Genomic DNA, 18,182 nt, shown 5'->3' with positions numbered 1-18,182 from the left:
GCAACGCCAGTTGTTGTGGAGTCGTCGTTGAAATACCACTCTGGTCGTGCTGGATGTCTAACCTGGGTCCGTGATCCGGATCAGGGACAGTGTCTGGTGGGTAGTTTAACTGGGGCGGTTGCCTCCTAAAGAGTAACGGAGGCGCCCAAAGGTTCCCTCAGCCTGGTTGGCAATCAGGTGTTGAGTGTAAGTGCACAAGGGAGCTTGACTGTGAGACTGACGGGTCGAGCAGGTACGAAAGTAGGGACTAGTGATCCGGCGGTGGCTTGTGGAAGCGCCGTCGCTCAACGGATAAAAGGTACCCCGGGGATAACAGGCTGATCTTCCCCAAGAGTCCATATCGACGGGATGGTTTGGCACCTCGATGTCGGCTCGTCGCATCCTGGGGCTGGAGTAGGTCCCAAGGGTTGGGCTGTTCGCCCATTAAAGCGGTACGCGAGCTGGGTTTAGAACGTCGTGAGACAGTTCGGTCCCTATCCGCTGTGCGCGTAGGAGTGTTGAGAAGGGCTGTCCCTAGTACGAGAGGACCGGGACGGACGAACCTCTGGTGTGCCAGTTGTCCTGCCAAGGGCATGGCTGGTTGGCTACGTTCGGGAGGGATAACCGCTGAAAGCATCTAAGCGGGAAGCCTGCTTCGAGATGAGCACTCCCACCTCCTTGAGAGGGTAAGGCTCCCAGTAGACGACTGGGTTGATAGGCCGGATATGGAAGCCCTGTGAGGGGTGGAGTTGACCGGTACTAATAGGCCGAGGGCTTGTCCTCAGTTGCTCGCGTCCACTGTGTTGTTCTGAAACAACGACCCCAACCCGTTTGGTCACGGGGTTGGTGCGGTTGACAGTTTCATAGTGTTTCGGTGGTCATAGCGTGAGGGAAACGCCCGGTTACATTCCGAACCCGGAAGCTAAGCCTTACAGCGCCGATGGTACTGCAGGGGGGACCCTGTGGGAGAGTAGGACGCCGCCGAACAATCATTCCGAAAAGACCCCCTCCCGTCCGGGAGGGGGTCTTTTTGCGTTAACCTCTGCCAACACACGAACCAGAGTTTGTCGGAGAGGCGCGATCCGTTGCAGAACCTGACCCTTACCTGGCAGTCCGCCGGGGGCGCCGCGGTCGCTCTCTACGGCGGGGCGTACGCCGCCGCCAGGGTCCGGAAGCCGTCCTTGTCGGCGCTGTTGCGGGAGGCCGGCACGCTGCTGGCACTGTTCGCGCTCTGGCAGCTGGTGGGTCACCTCTCGGTGAGGAGCGGGGACCACGCGCTGGACCGGGCGGATTGGATCCACCGCACCGAGTCGGCGATCGGTCTACCGGACGAGGCGTCCTGGCAGTCGGCCGTCACGCCGTACCCGGTGCTGGTGAGGCTCGCGAACTACTACTACGCGGCGATGCACTTCGCGGTGATGCTGGCGGTGCTGCTCTGGGTGTTCGTGCGGCACCGGGAGCGGTACGCGTGGGTGCGGAACACGGTGGTGATCACCACGGCGGTGTGTCTGCTGGTGCAGTTCATCCCGGTGGCGCCGCCCCGGATGCTGCCGCAGCACGGGTTCGTCGACGTGGCCGCCGAGTACGGGCAGTCGGTGTACGGGGGCGCGGTGGGCGGTGTGGTGGTGGCCGACCAGCTGTCGGCGATGCCCTCGGTGCACGTCGCGTGGTGCGTGCTGGCGGCGGTCGCGGTGGTGCGGGTCTCGCGGAGCCCGCTGCGGTGGGCGATGGTGCTGCACCCGGTGCTGACCGTCGCGGTGGTCGTGGTGACCGCGAACCACTTCTGGGCGGACGGCATCGTCGCCGTCGTGATCCTGCTGTTCGCGTACGCCGCCCAGGCCCTGGTGGCACGTCGCCGGGGTCGGGCCTCCGTCGACACGGAGGTCCGACCCCGGCGCGCGACGGCGGATCAGCCGCAGCGGGTCACTTGACGGGCAGGGCGATCCTGCCCCAGGAGCCGTTGCTGAGCGCGGAGGTGGCCCAGTACCAGGCGGTGAGCCCGGAGACGGCCGCGATCCAGCCGGCGAACTTGGCGAGGCCGCTGTAGCCGCCGAAGGCGGCGATGGCGTTCAGCAGCAGGGACAGCGTCAGCAGGCCGTAGACGGCGCGGCTGAACAGGCCAGCGCCCCAGCTGGCGGCGGTCAGGGTGAGGGCGAGCAGGGCCCAGAGCAGGAGGAACAGGCCGGCGGCGTTCTTGCCCGCCCCGCCGGCCGCCGACCAGGTCGCCCAGAAGGCGCCGAGGCTGGTGAAGGCCGTTCCGGTGAAGCCCTCGCCGCCGCGGAGCTGCCACAGGCCCGCGATGAAGAGGGTGACTCCGCCGACCAGGTGGGCGAGATGTGCCGCGTCCCCGACCCCGGTGCCGCTCAGGACGCCGGTGGAGAGCAGGCCGTAGGCGAGCAGTGTGAGGCCGAGTGCGAGGTAGCCGAGGTTACCCGCGTCGGCTCCGGTGGAGCGGGCGTTCGTTGCCCCGGTAGCTTCGTTGCTCACCGGAGGCTCCTTTCACTTTGGGCGCGCGCAGGGCGCAGTCAACGCAGTGGTGTGGTCCGATGAGGTGGATGCGCGCGACCGCGCCGAGGGCGCACGGCTGGAGCGTGCGCGGGCTGCGGTCAGAAGTGATGGGCCGGCGGAAGAGCCGCCGGTCGTGTCCCCGCCGGGGGATTCCCCGGTGAGATCGGTGTACCCGGCCGTACTCGCTTGTACCCTTGTGAATATAACAATTTGTGACGATGTCAGTTGTGGAACGCTCAGGGCCGACCGGGACACCGGGGGCTGACCGAGAGACGGCGTCGGCTCACGAGGTGCGCTGGGTCGGCACCCGCAGGGTCAGGATGGCCATGTCGTCGGACGGCGGTTCCGGGGCGAAGCGCTCGACGGCGCGCTGCACCCGCATCGCGACCGCCCCGGCGGTCAGGCCGGTACAGCCCGTGAGCACCTCGGCAAGGCCGTCGTCGCCCAGCATCCGGCTGCCCTCGCGGCGTTCGGTGACGCCGTCGGTGACGCACAGCAGGACCTCGCCGGGGGAGAGCACCAGGCGCTCGGCGGTGAGGTCGAGGTCCTCCATGACGCCGAGCAGCGGCTGCGGGGTGGCGGCCCGGTCGACCTGGCCGTCGGTGCGCAGCCGGAGCGGCAGCGGGTGGCCGGCGCAGACCAGGGACAGCTCGGTGCTGCCGTCCGGGCGGGGCGTCAGCTCGCCGTAGAGCAGGGTGAGGAAGCGGCTGCGCGAACCCTCGTCCAGGATGGCCGCGTTGAGGCGGCGGAGCACCTGCGGTGCGTCCAGGCCCTCGCGGGCGAGCAGGCGCAGCGAGTGCCGGGCGAGGCCGGTGACCGAGGCGGCCTCGGGGCCGGTGCCGCAGACATCGCCGATCGCGAAGCCGTAGGTGCCCTCGCGAATGGTGAACAGGTCGTAGAAGTCGCCGCCGACCTCGTTGCCCTCGCCGGCGGCCTGGTAGTAGACGTCGACCTCGACGCCCGGGATCTCGGGCAGGTCCGGCGGGAGCAGGCTGCGTTGCAGGGCCTGGCTGGTGGCGGTGCGCTCGGAGTAGAGGCGGGAGTTGTCGAGTGCGAGGGCGGCCCGGCGGGAGAGGTCCTCGGCGAGTTCGAGGATCTCCTGGCGGAACCGGACGCCGGCCGGGACGCCGAGCGCGAGCAGCCCGATGACCCGGTTGCGGGCGGTCAGCGGCAGGACGACGGTCTCGCCGAGCAGTCCGGCGAGTTCGGGGCTGTCGGTGAGGCCGCCGGCGGCGGCGGTCTCGGCGGGCGCCGACCAGAAGCGGACGCCGTGGGTCGGGCCGGCGTCGGGGGCCGGGGTCTTGTCGAGCAGGTCGCGCAGCGGGTCGATCCGGTCCTCGTCCTCGTGCAGGACGAAGGCGAGGCCGGCCGCGGCGCGGTGGTCGCCCTTGGTGTAGACGGCGCACCAGGAGGCGAGGGTGGGGACGGCCATCTGGGCCATCAGGGCGAGGGTCTGCTCGTGTTCGAGGGTGCCGGCGAGCAGGTCGGAGGCCTCGACGAGGAAGGACAGCGAGCCCCGGCGGAGTCGTTCGAGCTCGGTCAGCCGGGTGCTCTCGACGGCGAGGGCGACCCGGTCGGCGGCGAACTGCAGCCGCAGGGCGTCCTCGTTGTCGTAGCGGCCGGGCGCGGCGGTGGCGATGCCGAGCGAGCCGATCAGCCGGCCCTCGACCTTGAGCGGGACGGTGACCAGGGAACGCATGCCGCTGCCGGTGAGCAGAGGCAGGCCGGTCGGGCGGGCGGTGAGGTCCTCGTGGACGGAGGGCAGCCGGGCGGAGTCGTAGCGGCTGCCGGTGTCGACCGGGAAGCGGGTGTGCCGACGGTGTCCGGAGGTGAAGCCGGTGGCGGCGCGGACCTCGAACTCGGTCTCGTCGTCGGTGGTCAGCAGCAGGTACGCGGCGTCGGCGTCGAGCAGGTCGCGGGCGCGTTCGACGGTGCGCTGGAGCAGGGTGTCGAGGTCGTCGGTGGCGACCGGGCCGGCCAGCAGGTCGAGTCGGGGGCCGGTCGGGTCGGAGCGCTCGCCGGGCAGGGCTCGGGCGGGGGAGCGGAGCACCGCGCGGTCGGGTTCGAGGACGAGCAGGCAGAGGGTGGAGGGGACGCCCTCGGTGTCGCGCACGCGGACCTGGACGCCGTACACCTCGACCTCGTGGCCGTCCGCGCGGCGGACGGCGTAGCCGCCCTCCCAGCGGGCCAGTCGCAGGGTGTCGGCGAGGCCGAGGCCGCGGCCGGCGGACTGCGGCCAGACGGCGAGGTCGGCCCAGGGGCGGCCGAGGACGGTGGTGGCGGGGTACTGGAAGAGCGCCTCGGCGTCCGGGTTCCAGGCGAGGACGCGGCCGTCCTCGTCGAGCTGGACGACGGCGACGTGCACCGGGCCGGGGCCGCTGGGCAGGTCGCTGCCGGGGGTCGCGGGGACGGCGTAGCGGGTGCCGGCCACGGGGGCGGGCAGGGCGAGCCGGAACCAGACGGTCTTGCGCCCGGCCGCGTACTCGACGCCCCAGCGCTCGGCGAGGGCGGAGCACATCAGCAGGCCGCGGCCGCCCTCGCCGTCGGGGTCGGCGTAGCGGTCGGAGGAGGTGACGGGGCCGTCGCCGAGGGAGGGCAGGCCGCGTTCGGGGTGGTGGTCGGTGACTTCGATCCGGACGGTGCCCTCCTCGCGCAGGCAGCACACCTCGGCGGCGGTGCCGGCGTGGACGACGGCGTTGGTGACCAGTTCGCTGACCAGGACGACGGCGTCGTCGACGACCTCGGGCAGACCCCAGCCGAGCAGCGCGTCCCGTACGAAGCCCCGGGCGGCGGCTGCGGACCGGCCGTCGGGGGCGAAGGTGGCGGCTGCGCGCGCGGTGACCACGTTGCCACTTCTCCTCTGCTGCTCTGGCCTTGACTGTCCGGGGCGTGGCGCCGACTCCCGGTGCGTGCCGCCGGGGTGGCGGCGCTGGGTCGGGTCATGGCCCGGTGCAGCGCTCCACCCTACTTTCCGCTTGGTTCCCCGTGGGGGCGGGGCGTTGAAACAGGCACCTGAGAGTGATTCTGCCCACCTGTTTCGGACGGTCGGCTACCAACCGGGCGCAACCGGCCGTATACCCGGCGCCGGTGCTGCCAGACTGGGGGGTCCGCGACGGCCGGTCGGAGCAGTACGGTCGATGCGGGTGCCGGTGTGCCGCGTGGGGCGCCGGTACGCAGCCCGACCGGGCCGGTGCCCCGGTGCGTGCCGTACCGGCACGGACGGTCACCGGAAAGTTCACGATGTGGGAGGGGCCCGTTGAGTTCGGCCACCAAGGACGCAACCGGTACGACGCCGCCCGTTCCGCGCGGTGGGCGGTCCGGGACCGCGCCGCGGAACGCGGCCGGCCGGCGAGTGAGCCACAACCGGGGGGCGGAGCCGGCCGAACTGCGGAAGCTGTTGGCCGCGCTGACCGCGATGCGGGACGGCAACTTCCGCCGCCGGCTGACGGTTCCGGGGGACGGGCCGCTGGCGGAGATCGCCGCGGTGTTCAACGAGGTCGCCGAGCGCAATCAGCACCTGACCGGAGAACTGGCCCGGGTGCGGCGGGCGGTGGGCCGCGAGGGCCGGCTGAACGAGCGGCTGGAGACCGGCGCGGGCGAGGGCGCCTGGATGGCGGCCGTCGACAACTGCAACGCGCTGATCGACGATCTGGCCCGTCCGATGGCCGAGGTGGGCCGGGTGCTCTCGTCGATCGCCGAGGGCGACCTGGACCAGAAGATGGAGCTGCGCTCGCTGCACAGCAACGGGGTGAGCCACCCGCTGCGCGGCGAGTACCTCAAGATCGGCCGGACCGTCAACGGGCTGGTGGACCAGCTCTCGGAGTTCACCGACGAGGTGACCCGGGTGGCCCGCGAGGTGGGTACCGAGGGCAAGCTGGGCGGCCAGGCCAAGGTCCGCAGTGTGTCCGGCAGTTGGAAGGACCTGGCGGATTCGGTCAACACCATGGCCGGCCGGCTGACCGCGCAGGTGCGCAACATCGCCCAGGTGACCACCGCGGTGGCCAAGGGCGACCTGTCCCGCAAGGTCACCGTCGAGGTGGCCGGCGAGATGCTGGAGCTGAAGAACACCGTCAACACGATGGTGGACCAGCTGAACGGGTTCGCCGCCCAGGTCACCGGGGTGGCCAGGGACGTGGGCACCGAGGGCCGGCTCGGCGGCCAGGCGCAGGTGCCGGGCGTGGCCGGGGTCTGGCGGGACCTGACCGACTCGGTGAACTTCATGGCCGACAACCTGACCGGCCAGGTGCGCAACATCGCCCAGGTGACCACGGCGGTGGCGCGCGGGGACCTCTCGCAGAAGATCGAGGTGGACGCGCGCGGCGAGATGCTGGAGCTGAAGAACACCATCAACACGATGGTCGACCAGCTCTCCGGCTTCGCCGAACAGGTGACCAGGGTGGCCCGCCAGGTGGGCACCGAGGGGCGGCTCGGCGGCCAGGCGCAGGTGCCCGGGGCGGCCGGGGTGTGGCGCGACCTGACCGACAACGTCAACTTCATGGCGAACAACCTCACCGATCAGGTGCGCAACATCGCGCAGGTGACGACCGCGGTCGCCAAGGGCGACCTGTCGCAGAAGATCCAGGTGGACGCGCGCGGGGAGATCCTGGAGCTGAAGAACACCATCAACACGATGGTGGACCAGCTGGGCGCCTTCGCCGACGAGGTCACCAGGGTGGCCCGGGACGTCGGCACCGAGGGCATCCTCGGCGGTCAGGCGAGCGTGCCCGGGGTGTCCGGGACGTGGAAGGACCTGACCAACAGCGTCAACCTGATGGCCAACAACCTGACCAGCCAGGTCCGCAACATCGCCGAGGTGACCACGGCGGTGGCGCGCGGCGACGTGTCGAAGAAGATCACCGTCGACGCCCGGGGCGAGATCCTGGAGCTGGTGACGACCGTCAACACCATGGTCGACCAGCTGTCGGCGTTCGCCGACGAGGTGACCCGGGTCGCCCGCGAGGTGGGCACCGAGGGGATCCTGGGCGGCCAGGCGCGGGTGCGCGGGGTGTCGGGGATCTGGAAGGACCTGACCGACAACGTCAACTTCATGGCCTCCAACCTGACCGGGCAGGTCCGCAACATCGCCGAGGTCGCCACCGCGGTGGCCCGCGGCGACCTGTCCAAGAAGATCACCATCGAGGCGCAGGGCGAGGTCGCCGCCCTCGCCGGGACCTTGAACACCATGGTCGACCAGCTCTCCTCCTTCGCGGTGGAGGTGACCAGGGTGGCCCGCGAGGTCGGCACCGACGGCACCCTGGGCGGTCAGGCGAGCGTGCCGGGCGTGGCCGGCATCTGGAAGGACCTGACCGACAACGTCAACCTGATGGCCAACAACCTCACCGGCCAGGTCCGCAACATCGCGCTGGTGATCACGGCGGTGGCCCGCGGCGACCTCTCGCAGAAGATCGACGTCGACGCGCGCGGCGAGATCCTCCAGCTCAAGACCAGCATCAACACCATGGTCGACCAGCTGTCGGCGTTCGCCGACGAGGTCACCCGGGTCGCCCGCGAGGTGGGCACCGACGGGCGGCTCGGCGGTCAGGCCCGGGTACCCGGCGTGGACGGCACCTGGCAGGACCTCACCGAATCGGTGAACGAACTGGCCAACAACCTGACCCGGCAGGTGCGCGCGATCGCCCAGGTCGCCACCGCCGTGACCAGGGGCGACCTGAGCCTGCGGATCGACGTGGACGCCGCGGGGGAGCTCGACGAGCTCAAGGACAACATCAACCAGATGATCGCCAACCTGCGCGAGACCACCCGCACCAACCAGGAGCAGGACTGGCTCAAGACCAACCTGGCGCGGATCTCCGGCCTGCTCCAGGGCCGCCGGGACCTGGAGGCCGTCGCCTCGCTGATCATGACCGAGCTGACCCCGGTGGTCTCCGCCCAGCACGGCGCCTTCTTCCTCGCCCAGCCGGCCGGCCGCACCGCCGAGCTGATCACCGAGGACGACGACGAGAACGACACCGTCCTGCGGCTGATCGGCAGTTACGGCTACCAGCGGCGCGCGATGCCGACCACCTTCCGGCCCGGCGAGTCGCTGATCGGGCAGGCCGCGGTGGAGAAGCGGGCGATCATCCTCAAGGAGGCGCCGCCCGGATACCTCAAGATCGCCTCCGGCCTCGGCGAGGCCTCGCCGGCCCACATCGTGGTGCTGCCGGTGCTGTTCGAGGGCCGGCTGCTGGGCGTGATCGAGCTGGCCACCTTCAGCTCCTTCACCACCGTCGCGCTGGACTTCCTCAACCAGATCGCCGACCTGATCGGCGTCACCGTCAACACCATCAGCGTCAACACCAAGACCGAGGGCCTGCTGCTGGAGTCCCAGCGGCTCACCGCCGAACTCTCGATGCGATCCGCCGAGTTGGAGGCGCGCCAGGAGGAACTGGAGCGCACCAACGAGGAGTTGCAGGAGAAGGCCGAGCAACTCGCCCAGCAGAACCGCGACATCGAGATCAAGAACAGCGAGATCGAGGAGGCCCGGCAGGTCCTGGAGGAGCGCGCCGAGCAGCTCGCCCTGGCCTCCCGGTACAAGAGCGAGTTCCTCGCCAACATGTCGCACGAGCTGCGCACCCCGCTCAACTCGCTGCTGATCCTGGCCAAGCTGCTCTCCGACAACAACGAGGGCAACCTCTCGCCCAAGCAGGTCGAGTTCGCCGACACCATCCACGGCGCCGGATCCGACCTGCTCCAGCTGATCAACGACATCCTCGACCTCTCCAAGGTCGAGGCCGGCAAGATGGACGTCCGCCCGGCCCGGATCGCCCTGGTCCAGCTGGTCGACTACGTCGAGGCCACCTTCCAGCCGGTCGCGCTGGACAAGAACCTGGACTTCGCCGTCCGGGTCTCGCCCGCCCTGCCGGTCACCCTGCACACCGACGAGCAGCGGCTCCAGCAGGTGCTGCGCAACCTGATCTCCAACGCCGTCAAGTTCACCGACGCCGGCGCGGTCGACTTCTCGATCTCCCCGGCAGGTGCGGAGGTCCCGCAGCACGTGCGCGAGCGGCTGCTGGAGTCCGGCTCGATCAAGGACCCGGACGACGAACTGATCGCCTTCGCGGTCTCCGACACCGGCATCGGCATCCCCGGCAACAAGCTGCGGGAGATCTTCGAGGCGTTCAAGCAGGCCGACGGCACCACCAGCCGCAAGTACGGCGGCACCGGGCTCGGCCTGTCGATCAGCCGCGAGATCGCGCGGCTGCTGGGCGGCGAGATCCACGCCGAGAGCGAGCTGGGCAAGGGCTCCACGTTCACGCTCTACCTGCCGCTGCGCACCGAGGCCCCGGACCCGACCCAGGTCGAGCGCCCGGTCGTGTCGAGCGTCCCGGCGCTGCGCGCCTCCGTCGGCGTGACCCCGATCGGGGTGCCCGTGCCGGTCGGCGAGAACCCGGCCGACCACTGGGCCCAGGAGGTCCGCGAGCTGGCCGAGGAGCGCCGCCGCGGCGCGGTGGAGCGCCGGCGCAGCGCCTCCCTGGAAGCCGCCGCCGGGACCCGCCCGGTGGAGCCCGCGCCGCCCCGCCCCAGCCGCAGCGACGTGCGTTTCGACGGCCAGCAGGTGCTGATCGTGGATGACGACGTCCGCAACGTGTTCGCCCTCACCAGCGTGCTGGAACAGCACGGCCTGACCGTCCTGTACGCCGAGAACGGGCGCGAGGGCATCGAGATGCTGGAGCAGCACGAGAACGTGGCGCTGGTCCTGATGGACATCATGATGCCGGAGATGGACGGCTACGCGACCACCGAGGCGATCCGCCGGATGCCCCAGTTCGCCGGCCTGCCGATCATCGCGCTGACCGCCAAGGCGATGAAGGGCGACCGCGAGAAGTCGCTGGAGGCGGGCGCCACCGACCACATCACCAAGCCGGTGGAGACCGACCACCTGCTGGCGGTGATGCGCGAGTGGCTGCGGGCGGACCGCGCGTAGCGCCAGGGGAGGGCGCGAACTCCGGGGCGGGCTCCGGAGTTCGCGCCGTCCGGTGGGCCGGTTTGCTGGCGGTCGGGCCCGGGAACCGGGTAGGGTCACCGATCGTTGCGAACAGTGACCGGACGGCGACACATTGCTGAGCGTGCGCCGGAGCACTGGGCGCGCGCCGCTCCGGATCGGGTCACGACGGAGCGATGTGCCGGGCGAGGGGGTGCGGCTAGCATGACCGGGGTAGCGGTGGGCAGTACGCGAGTGCCATCACCGGGCGGCAGGCAGGCGACAGGAGGGCGAGCCCTGATGCAGAAGGCGAAGATCCTCCTGGTCGACGACCGACCGGAGAACCTGCTGGCGCTGGAGGCGATCCTCTCCGCGCTGGACCAGACGCTGGTGCGCGCCGTCTCCGGCGAGGAGGCGCTCAAGGCGCTGCTCACCGACGACTTCGCGGTGATCCTGCTGGACGTCCAGATGCCCGGGATGGACGGCTTCGAGACGGCCGCCCACATCAAGCGCCGCGAGCGCACCCGGGACATCCCGATCATCTTCCTGACCGCGATCAACCACGGCCCGCACCACACCTTCCGCGGCTACGCGGCCGGCGCCGTGGACTACATCTCCAAGCCGTTCGACCCGTGGGTGCTGCGCGCCAAGGTCTCGGTCTTCGTCGACCTGTACGTGAAGAACTGCCAGCTGAAGGAGCAGGCCGCGCTGCTGCGGCTGCAACTGGAGGCGGGCGGCGGCGAGCCGCCCCTCGGCGGGGCGCTGCTGGGCGAGCTGTCCGCGCGGCTGGCGGCGGTCGAGGAGCAGGCGGAGGCGCTGGGCAAGCAGTTGGACGGCGTCGAGGACGCCGGGGTGGCGGCCACCGCGGCGCACCTGGAGCGCAAGCTGGCGGGGCTGCGCCGGGCCCTGGACGCGCTCCGGCCGGGAACCGCGTAACCGATCGCCGGGGTTCACTCCTGCGGGTGAATTTCCGACGCGGCCGGGTGAAACCGGGTCAGCGTGACGGTGTGTCTGCGACACGTCCCCGAGCCCCGGCTCGGGCACATGTGCACTGGTGGCCCACCCCGGTAGGCTGCTGACCCATGGCCACTCGTACGCCCGGAAGCGCGGCACGCAACCCGAGTCCGGGACCGTCCAAGAAGGCCGCGGCGAAGGCCCCGGGCAAGCCGCCCGCGAAGAAGGCGGCGGCCAAGAAGGCGGCCCCGGCGAAGAAGGCGGCGGCCAAACCGGCCCCGCCGTCCCCGCCGCCGCCCAAGCCGATACTCTTCCGGGCCGTCCGGGCCGTCTGGCTCGGCGTGGCGAACAGCATCGCCGCGATCTTCCGGGGCTTCGGCGACGGGGCCAAGAACCTCCACCCCGCCCACCGCAAGGACGGGCTGGGCCTGCTGCTGTTCGCACTCGCGCTGGTGACTGCCGCCGGCACCTGGTTCAGCCCGCAGGGCTGGCTGGGCGAGGCGGCCACCGCCGTGGTGTCCGGGCTGTTCGGGCGGCTCGACGTGCTGGTGCCGTTCCTGCTGGCCGGGATCGCGGTCCGGCTCTGGCGCCACCCGGAGCTGCCGGAGGCCAACGGCCGGATCATGATCGGCCTGAGCGCGCTGCTGGTCGGCGTCCTCGGCCTGGTGCACATCGGCTGCGGCGCGCCCATGATGGGCAGCGGCGCCTCGCGGATACGGGCGGCCGGCGGGATCATCGGCTGGGCCGTGTCCACCCCGATGATGGCCGCCGCCGGGCCGGCGCTGGCCGTGCCGCTGCTCCTGCTGCTGTCCTTCTTCGGCCTGCTGGTGGTCACCGCCACCCCGGTCAACCGCATCCCCGAGCGGCTGCGGTCGGCCGGCGTGCGGCTCGGCGTGGTGGAGCCCGGGCCGGAGGACGAGCTGCGCGAGGGGCGTACGCCGGAGCGCGACCTGTCCACCGAGCCGCCCGAGGACGCGGACCCCTCCGCGCTGCCGTTCACCGTGGGCAGCGAGGACCCGGGCGACGAGGTGGCGGCCCGCCGTCGGCGCCGCCGCCGCAAGCCGGCGGACGACGAGGACCAGCCCGATGCCGTCCGGGTGTCCCTGGACAAGGAGCCGCTGGACCCGTACGCCACCCGCGACCTCGCCGCCGGCGCCGCCGCCGACCTGGACGGGGCACTCGTCTACGGCGTGCCCGCCTCCTCGGCGGTGGCGAACATGATGCACCAGGTGCAGGACCGCACCGTCCCGCCGGAGGAGGCCGCCGTCCCGGCCGCCCGCAGCGCGGGCCCGGGCGCGCCCGAGGAGCACGGCCCGGCGCCGGTGCGGATGGAGCAGCTCCAGCTGGCCGGCGACGTCACCTACGCGCTGCCCCCGCTCGACCTGCTGGAGCGCGGCGGCCCGGCCAAGGCCCGCAGCGCCCTCAACGACGAGGTGGTGGCCCAGCTCAGCAGCACCTTCACCGAGTTCAAGGTGGACGCCAGGGTCACCGGTTTCACCCGGGGCCCGACGGTGACCCGCTACGAGGTCGAGCTCGGCCCGGCCGTCAAGGTGGAGCGGATCACCGCGCTCGCCAAGAACATCGCGTACGCGGTGGCCAGCGCCGACGTGCGGATCATCAGCCCGATCCCGGGCAAGTCCGCGGTCGGCATCGAGATCCCCAACCGGGACCGCGAGATGGTCAACCTCGGCGACCTGCTGCGCTCGCGCACGGCCGCCGAGGACACCCACCCGATGGTCGTCGGCATGGGCAAGGACGTCGAGGGCCAGACCGTGATGGCCAACCTCGCCAAGATGCCGCACATCCTGGTGGCCGGCGCGACCGGCGCGGGCAAGTCGTCCTGCATCAACTGCCTGATCACCTCGATCCTGGCCCGGGCCACCCCGGACGAGGTGCGGATGGTGCTGGTCGACCCCAAGCGGGTCGAACTGACCGCGTACGAGGGCATCCCGCACCTGATCACGCCGATCATCACCAATCCGAAGAAGGCCGCCGAGGCCCTCCAGTGGGTGGTCCGCGAGATGGACCTGCGCTACGACGACCTCGCGGCGTTCGGCTTCCGGCACGTGGACGACTTCAACGCGGCGGTGAAGGCCGGCACGGTCACCCCGCCGCCGGGCAGCGAGCGCGAGCTGACCCCGTACCCGTACCTGCTGGTGATCGTCGACGAGCTGGCCGACCTGATGATGGTGGCGCCGCGCGACGTCGAGGACTCGGTGGTCCGGATCACCCAGCTGGCCCGCGCGGCCGGCATCCACCTGGTGCTGGCCACCCAGCGGCCCTCGGTGGACGTGGTCACCGGTCTGATCAAGGCCAACGTGCCGTCCCGGCTGGCCTTCGCGACCTCCGCGATGGCCGACTCCCGGGTCATCCTGGACCAGCCCGGTGCGGAGAAGCTGATCGGCAAGGGCGACGCGCTGTTCCTGCCGATGGGCGCCGGCAAGCCGATCCGCCTCCAGGGCGCGTTCGTCACCGAGGCGGAGATCGCCGCGGTGGTGCAGCACTGCAAGGACCAGCTGACCGCCGTCTACCGGGACGACGTGACGGTCGGCGGCGGGGCCAAGAAGGAGATCGACGAGGAGATCGGCGACGACCTGGACCTGCTGATCCAGGCGGCCGAGCTGGTGGTCTCCACCCAGTTCGGCTCGACCTCGATGCTCCAGCGCAAGCTCCGGGTCGGCTTCGCCAAGGCGGGGCGGCTGATGGACCTGATGGAGTCGCGCGGGATCGTCGGGCCGAGCGAGGGTTCCAAGGCCCGCGACGTCCTGGTGAAGCCGGACGAGCTGGACGGGGTGCTGGTCGGCCTGCGCGGTTGACGACCCGCGCCCGCGGCGAGTGTTCACTCGTTCGGAGGAGGGTAGGCGCGTGCAGGGGAACCGAACGTCCGTACGCCGCGTCACAGGCCGGAAAGCGAACCCCCCGGGTTCCCCGTGCGGGCCCGCTGACGGCCGTTCAGCGGGGTGCCGGGCCCCCGTCGGGGCGGGCGCGCGCATTCGGGCCTGTTCCGCTTGAGAAACGATCCGCCCGCGCCCCTAGACTGTTCCCCAGCAGGTGGCCATCCGCTCGAAAGGCGTGCCCCGTGACCATCGGCAAGTCCCCCGACCGCGAGAACGCCCCGTCGTCCGTCGAGTCGACCGACGACGCGGTGCAGGCGGCCGATGCCCCGAGCATCGGCCGGGTGCTGTCCACCGCCCGGATCGAGGCCGGGCTCACGGTGGACCAGGTGAGTACGGCGACCCGGGTCCGGGTGCCGATCGTCCATGCCATCGAGGAGGACGACTTCGGCCGCTGCGGCGGCGACTTCTACGCCCGCGGGCACATCCGCGCGATCGCCCGCGAGGTCGGCGTCGACGGCGAGGCCCTGATCGCCCGGTACGACGCCGCGCACGGCGGCTCGCCCGCCTCCAAGCGGCCGACCCAGCTGATCGACAGCGGCCCGATCAAGGTGCCCGGCCGCGGCCGGCCGAACTGGGCGGCGGCCATGGTCGCCGCGATCGTCGTGGTGGTCGTCCTGATCGGCTTCAACCTGGTCAGCGGCAAGGACGGCCACACCGGCACCGGCTCCGCCAGCGCGCCGCTGCCCAGCGGCTCCGGCACCGGCTCGGTCGCCTCCGTGCCCTCGCCCACCGTGCAGCCGCCGGCGCCCGTGCCGAGTGCGGCCGCGATCGCCGCCGTCCCGGCTGACAAGGTCACCGTGAAGCTGGTCGCCGAGGGCAGCACCAGCTGGGTGTCCGCGGTGGACGGCAGCGGGAAGTCGCTGTTCCAGAACAACATCAGCGACGGCCAGGACCAGACCTTCACCGACGCCAAGCAGATCAAGCTGGTGCTCGGAAACGGCGGGGCCGTGCACGCGTACGTCAACGGCAAGGACCTCGGCCTCCTCGGCAAGGACGGCCAGGTGGTGCACGTCACGTACACCCCCGGCGATCCGCAGGCGGGCTGACCACAGGCCTGCGGAGGCCCTGGAGAGCGGCCCTGCGGCCTGGCGAAGATCTGGTAATCCGAGGCGCGCGGCCTCCGGGGCGAACGGCACCGGAGGCCGCGCGTTAATCTTGGCCCTATGCCTGAACGCCGTACTGTCGCCCTTGTCACGCTCGGATGTGCCCGCAACGAGGTGGACTCCGAGGAACTCGCCGGGCGACTGGAAGCCGACGGCTGGTTGCTCGTCGACGACGCCGCCGAAGCGGACGTCGCCGTCGTCAACACCTGCGGCTTCGTCGAGGCCGCCAAGAAGGACTCCGTGGACGCCCTGCTGGAGGCCAACGACCTCAAGGGGCACGGCCGCACCCAGGCCGTCGTCGCGGTCGGCTGCATGGCCGAGCGGTACGGCAAGGAGCTCGCCGACGCCCTGCCCGAGGCCGACGGCGTGCTCGGCTTCGACGACTACTCCGACATCTCCGACCGCCTCCAGACCATCCTCTCCGGCGGCCACCACGCCCCGCACCTCCCGCGCGACCGCCGCAAGCTGCTGCCGATCAGCCCGGCCGAGCGGCAGTCCGCCGCCGAGGCCGTCGCGCTGCCCGGCCACGGCGCCGCCGAGACCCCGGCCGAGCCGATCGCCGACCTGCCCGAGGGCCTCGCCCCGGCCTCCGGCCCGCGCACCCTGCGCAAGCGGCTCGACGACAACCCGGTCGCCTCGGTCAAGCTCGCCTCCGGTTGCGACCGGCGGTGCTCCTTCTGCGCCATCCCGGCGTTCCGCGGCTCCTTCATCTCCCGCCGCCCCTCCGACGTGCTGCACGAGGCCCAGTGGCTGGCCGAGCAGGGCGTGCGCGAGGTCGTCCTGGTGAGCGAGAACAACACCTCGTACGGCAAGGACCTCGGCGACATCCGGCTGCTGGAGACGCTGCTCGGCGAGATCTCCGCGCTCGAGGGCGTCGAGCGGGTCCGGGTCTCCTACCTGCAGCCCGCCGAGATGCGCCCCGGGCTGATCGACGCGATGACCGGGACCACGGACGTGGTGCCCTACTTCGACCTGTCCTTCCAGCACTCGGCGCCCGCCGTGCTGCGCCGGATGCGCCGCTTCGGCTCCACCGACCAGTTCCTGGACCTGCTGAAGACCATCCGCGACCGGGCCCCGCAGGCCGGCGCCCGGTCCAACTTCATCGTCGGCTTCCCCGGCGAGACCGAGGCGGACTTCGCCGAGCTGGAGCGCTTCGTCACGCACGCCGGGCTGGACGCGATCGGCGTCTTCGGCTACTCCGACGAGGACGGCACCGAGGCCGCGACCTACGACGGCAAGCTGTCCGAGGACGTGATCGCCGACCGGCTGAACCGGCTCAGCCGGCTGGCCGAGGAGATGACCGCCCAGCGGGCCGAGCAGCGCGTCGGCACCGAGGTCGAGGTCCTGATCGAGTCCATCGAGGACGGCGTGGTCGAGGGCCGGGCCGCCCACCAGGCCCCCGAGACCGACGGCCTGACCACCCTCACCGGCGTCGAGGACCCGCAGATCGGCCAGTTCCACCGGGCCAAGGTGGTCGCCAGCGAGGGCGTCGACCTGATCGCCGAGGCGCTGGAGCCGGTCCGGGTCCGTCAGGCCCCGGGAGCCGGGGAATGACCAAGGGGCCCGGCGCCCCGGCCGCGGCCCATCCGGGCAGACCGCCGGCCGCGGTGCCGCCGGCGCCGGCTGTCTGGAACATCGCCAACATGCTCACGATGCTCCGGCTGCTGCTGGTGCCGGTCTTCGTGTCGCTGCTGTTCGCCGACGGCGGGCACGACCCCAAGTGGCGCTCGGTCGCCTGGGCGTCGTTCGCCATCGCGATGATCACCGACCTGTTCGACGGCGAGCTGGCCCGGCGCAAGGGCCTGGTCACCGACTTCGGGAAGATCGCCGACCCGATCGCCGACAAGGCGATCATGGGCTCGGCGCTGATCGGCCTCTCGCTGCTCGGCGACCTGCCCTGGTGGGTCACCGCGGTGATCCTGGCCCGCGAACTCGGCATCACCCTGATGCGTTTCTGGGTGATCCGCTACGGCGTCATCCCGGCCAGCCGGGGCGGCAAGATCAAGACGCTGACCCAGGGCATCGCGGTCGGCATGTACGTGCTGGAGCTGACCGGCTGGCTGGCCACCGCCCGGGCCGTGCTGATGGCCCTGGCGGTACTGCTGACCATCGGCACCGCGCTGGACTACGTCGGACAGGCGCTGCGCATGCGCCGCGAGGGACTGGCCGCGGAGCGCGCGGGCCGGTGAGTGACGGGGGAGACCGGGTGACGGACCACGAGCTGGCGGTACGGGCGCACGAGGCGCTGCGCTCCAGGGGCGGCACGCTGGCCGTCGCCGAGTCGCTGACCGGAGGGCTGCTCGCGGCCGCCCTGGTCGACGTCCCCGGGGCGTCCGCGACCTTCCGGGGCTCGGTCACGGCGTACGCCACCGAGCTGAAGGCCTCGGTGCTCGGCGTGGACGAGGGGCTCCTGGCGGTGTACGGGCCGGTCCACCCGGTGGTGGCGGGGCAGATGGCCGAGGGCGTGTGCCGGCTGCTGGGGGCCACGTACGGGATCGCGACGACCGGGGTGGCCGGGCCGGACCCGCAGGACGGGCAGCCGGTGGGCACCGTACACCTGGCGGTCGCCGGTCCGGAGGGAACTCTGGTCAGTTCGCCCCGGCTGTCGGGCGGGCGTGCCAGAATCCGTCACGGGGCGGTGACCGCCGCTCTGGAGCTGTTCGTCGGGCGGCTACGGGCCGCTACGCCCACGACCTGAACCCCGCGGGGCCCGCACCCGGGCGTCCTGCAGCCCGTGTGGAGGCGCCGCGGAGGCGTGGTGGAGTCCCGGTCGCGGCGATCTCCACCGAACCGCGATCTGCCGATCCGGTCCGCGGGCAT

10 protein-coding genes and 2 rRNA genes are annotated in these 18,182 nt (G+C 71.6%); 10 read left to right on the top strand and 2 right to left on the bottom strand.

Features of this window, described 5'->3' with window-relative positions; all coding sequences use genetic code 11:
* The 3 genes from AB0O82_RS17830 to AB0O82_RS17820 form a co-directional block, all read left to right on the top strand.
* Positions 1 to 762 (top strand): 23S ribosomal RNA (locus AB0O82_RS17830); the annotation flags it as partial.
* An 87-nt stretch (positions 763 to 849) separates the two neighbouring features.
* A 5S ribosomal RNA gene (gene rrf, locus AB0O82_RS17825) occupies positions 850 to 966 on the top strand.
* A gap of 98 nt (positions 967 to 1,064) precedes the next feature.
* Positions 1,065 to 1,910, top strand: a complete 846-nt coding sequence (locus tag AB0O82_RS17820; protein ID WP_363584621.1) for a phosphatase PAP2 family protein — start codon at positions 1,065 to 1,067, stop codon at positions 1,908 to 1,910.
* Here the strand turns inward: AB0O82_RS17820 and AB0O82_RS17815 are convergent.
* Both AB0O82_RS17815 and AB0O82_RS17810 read right to left on the bottom strand, forming a co-directional pair.
* Positions 1,903 to 2,466, bottom strand: coding sequence for a GPR1/FUN34/YaaH family transporter (locus AB0O82_RS17815; RefSeq protein WP_363584619.1), 564 nt, complete (start codon positions 2,464 to 2,466; stop codon positions 1,903 to 1,905). The genes AB0O82_RS17820 and AB0O82_RS17815 overlap by 8 nt on opposite strands.
* Before the next feature lie 304 nt (positions 2,467 to 2,770).
* Positions 2,771 to 5,332: a SpoIIE family protein phosphatase gene (locus AB0O82_RS17810; RefSeq protein WP_363584617.1), complete on the bottom strand. Its 2,562-nt coding sequence runs from the start codon at positions 5,330 to 5,332 to the stop codon at positions 2,771 to 2,773.
* A 507-nt stretch (positions 5,333 to 5,839) separates the two neighbouring features.
* On the opposite strand from AB0O82_RS17810, the gene AB0O82_RS17805 reads away from it, so the two are divergent.
* From AB0O82_RS17805 to AB0O82_RS17775, 7 genes are all read left to right on the top strand, one after another.
* Positions 5,840 to 10,411, top strand: a complete 4,572-nt coding sequence (locus AB0O82_RS17805; RefSeq protein WP_363584615.1) for a HAMP domain-containing protein — start codon at positions 5,840 to 5,842, stop codon at positions 10,409 to 10,411.
* Between the two features lie 294 nt (positions 10,412 to 10,705).
* Positions 10,706 to 11,344, top strand: coding sequence for a response regulator (locus tag AB0O82_RS17800; protein ID WP_063351395.1), 639 nt, complete (start codon positions 10,706 to 10,708; stop codon positions 11,342 to 11,344).
* Between the two features lie 146 nt (positions 11,345 to 11,490).
* Positions 11,491 to 14,178 (top strand): DNA translocase FtsK, encoded by a 2,688-nt coding sequence (locus AB0O82_RS17795; protein WP_363584613.1) that lies wholly within the window; start codon positions 11,491 to 11,493, stop codon positions 14,176 to 14,178.
* A 263-nt stretch (positions 14,179 to 14,441) separates the two neighbouring features.
* Positions 14,442 to 15,305 (top strand): helix-turn-helix domain-containing protein, encoded by an 864-nt coding sequence (locus AB0O82_RS17790; RefSeq protein ID WP_363584611.1) that lies wholly within the window; start codon positions 14,442 to 14,444, stop codon positions 15,303 to 15,305.
* 117 nt (positions 15,306 to 15,422) lie between these two features.
* Positions 15,423 to 16,916, top strand: coding sequence for a 30S ribosomal protein S12 methylthiotransferase RimO (gene rimO, locus AB0O82_RS17785; RefSeq protein ID WP_363584609.1), 1,494 nt, complete (start codon positions 15,423 to 15,425; stop codon positions 16,914 to 16,916).
* Complete coding sequence (gene pgsA, locus AB0O82_RS17780; protein WP_363374405.1) at positions 16,913 to 17,551, top strand: CDP-diacylglycerol--glycerol-3-phosphate 3-phosphatidyltransferase; 639 nt, start codon at positions 16,913 to 16,915, stop codon at positions 17,549 to 17,551. The genes rimO and pgsA overlap by 4 nt, the downstream gene beginning before the upstream one ends.
* Positions 17,552 to 17,568: 17 nt before the next feature.
* On the top strand, positions 17,569 to 18,060 hold the full coding sequence (locus tag AB0O82_RS17775) for a CinA family protein (protein ID WP_363584607.1): 492 nt from the start codon (positions 17,569 to 17,571) through the stop codon (positions 18,058 to 18,060).
* Positions 18,061 to 18,182 lie beyond the last annotated feature (122 nt).

Source organism: Kitasatospora sp. NPDC088264 (genome assembly GCF_040685715.1).
Classification (GTDB): domain Bacteria; phylum Actinomycetota; class Actinomycetes; order Streptomycetales; family Streptomycetaceae; genus Kitasatospora.
The sequence above is the reverse complement of the archived record's forward strand: the minus strand, read 5'-3'. Positions and strand labels throughout refer to the sequence as shown.

Bases quoted from the DNA above. Each gene is read 5' to 3' on its own strand.
- AB0O82_RS17795 (WP_363584613.1), top strand. From the start codon at position 11,491: ATGGCCACTCGTACGCCCGGAAGCGCGGCACGCAACCCGAGTCCGGGA.
- rimO (WP_363584609.1), top strand. From the start codon at position 15,423: ATGCCTGAACGCCGTACTGTCGCCCTTGTCACGCTCGGATGTGCCCGC.
- pgsA (WP_363374405.1), top strand. From the start codon at position 16,913: ATGACCAAGGGGCCCGGCGCCCCGGCCGCGGCCCATCCGGGCAGACCG.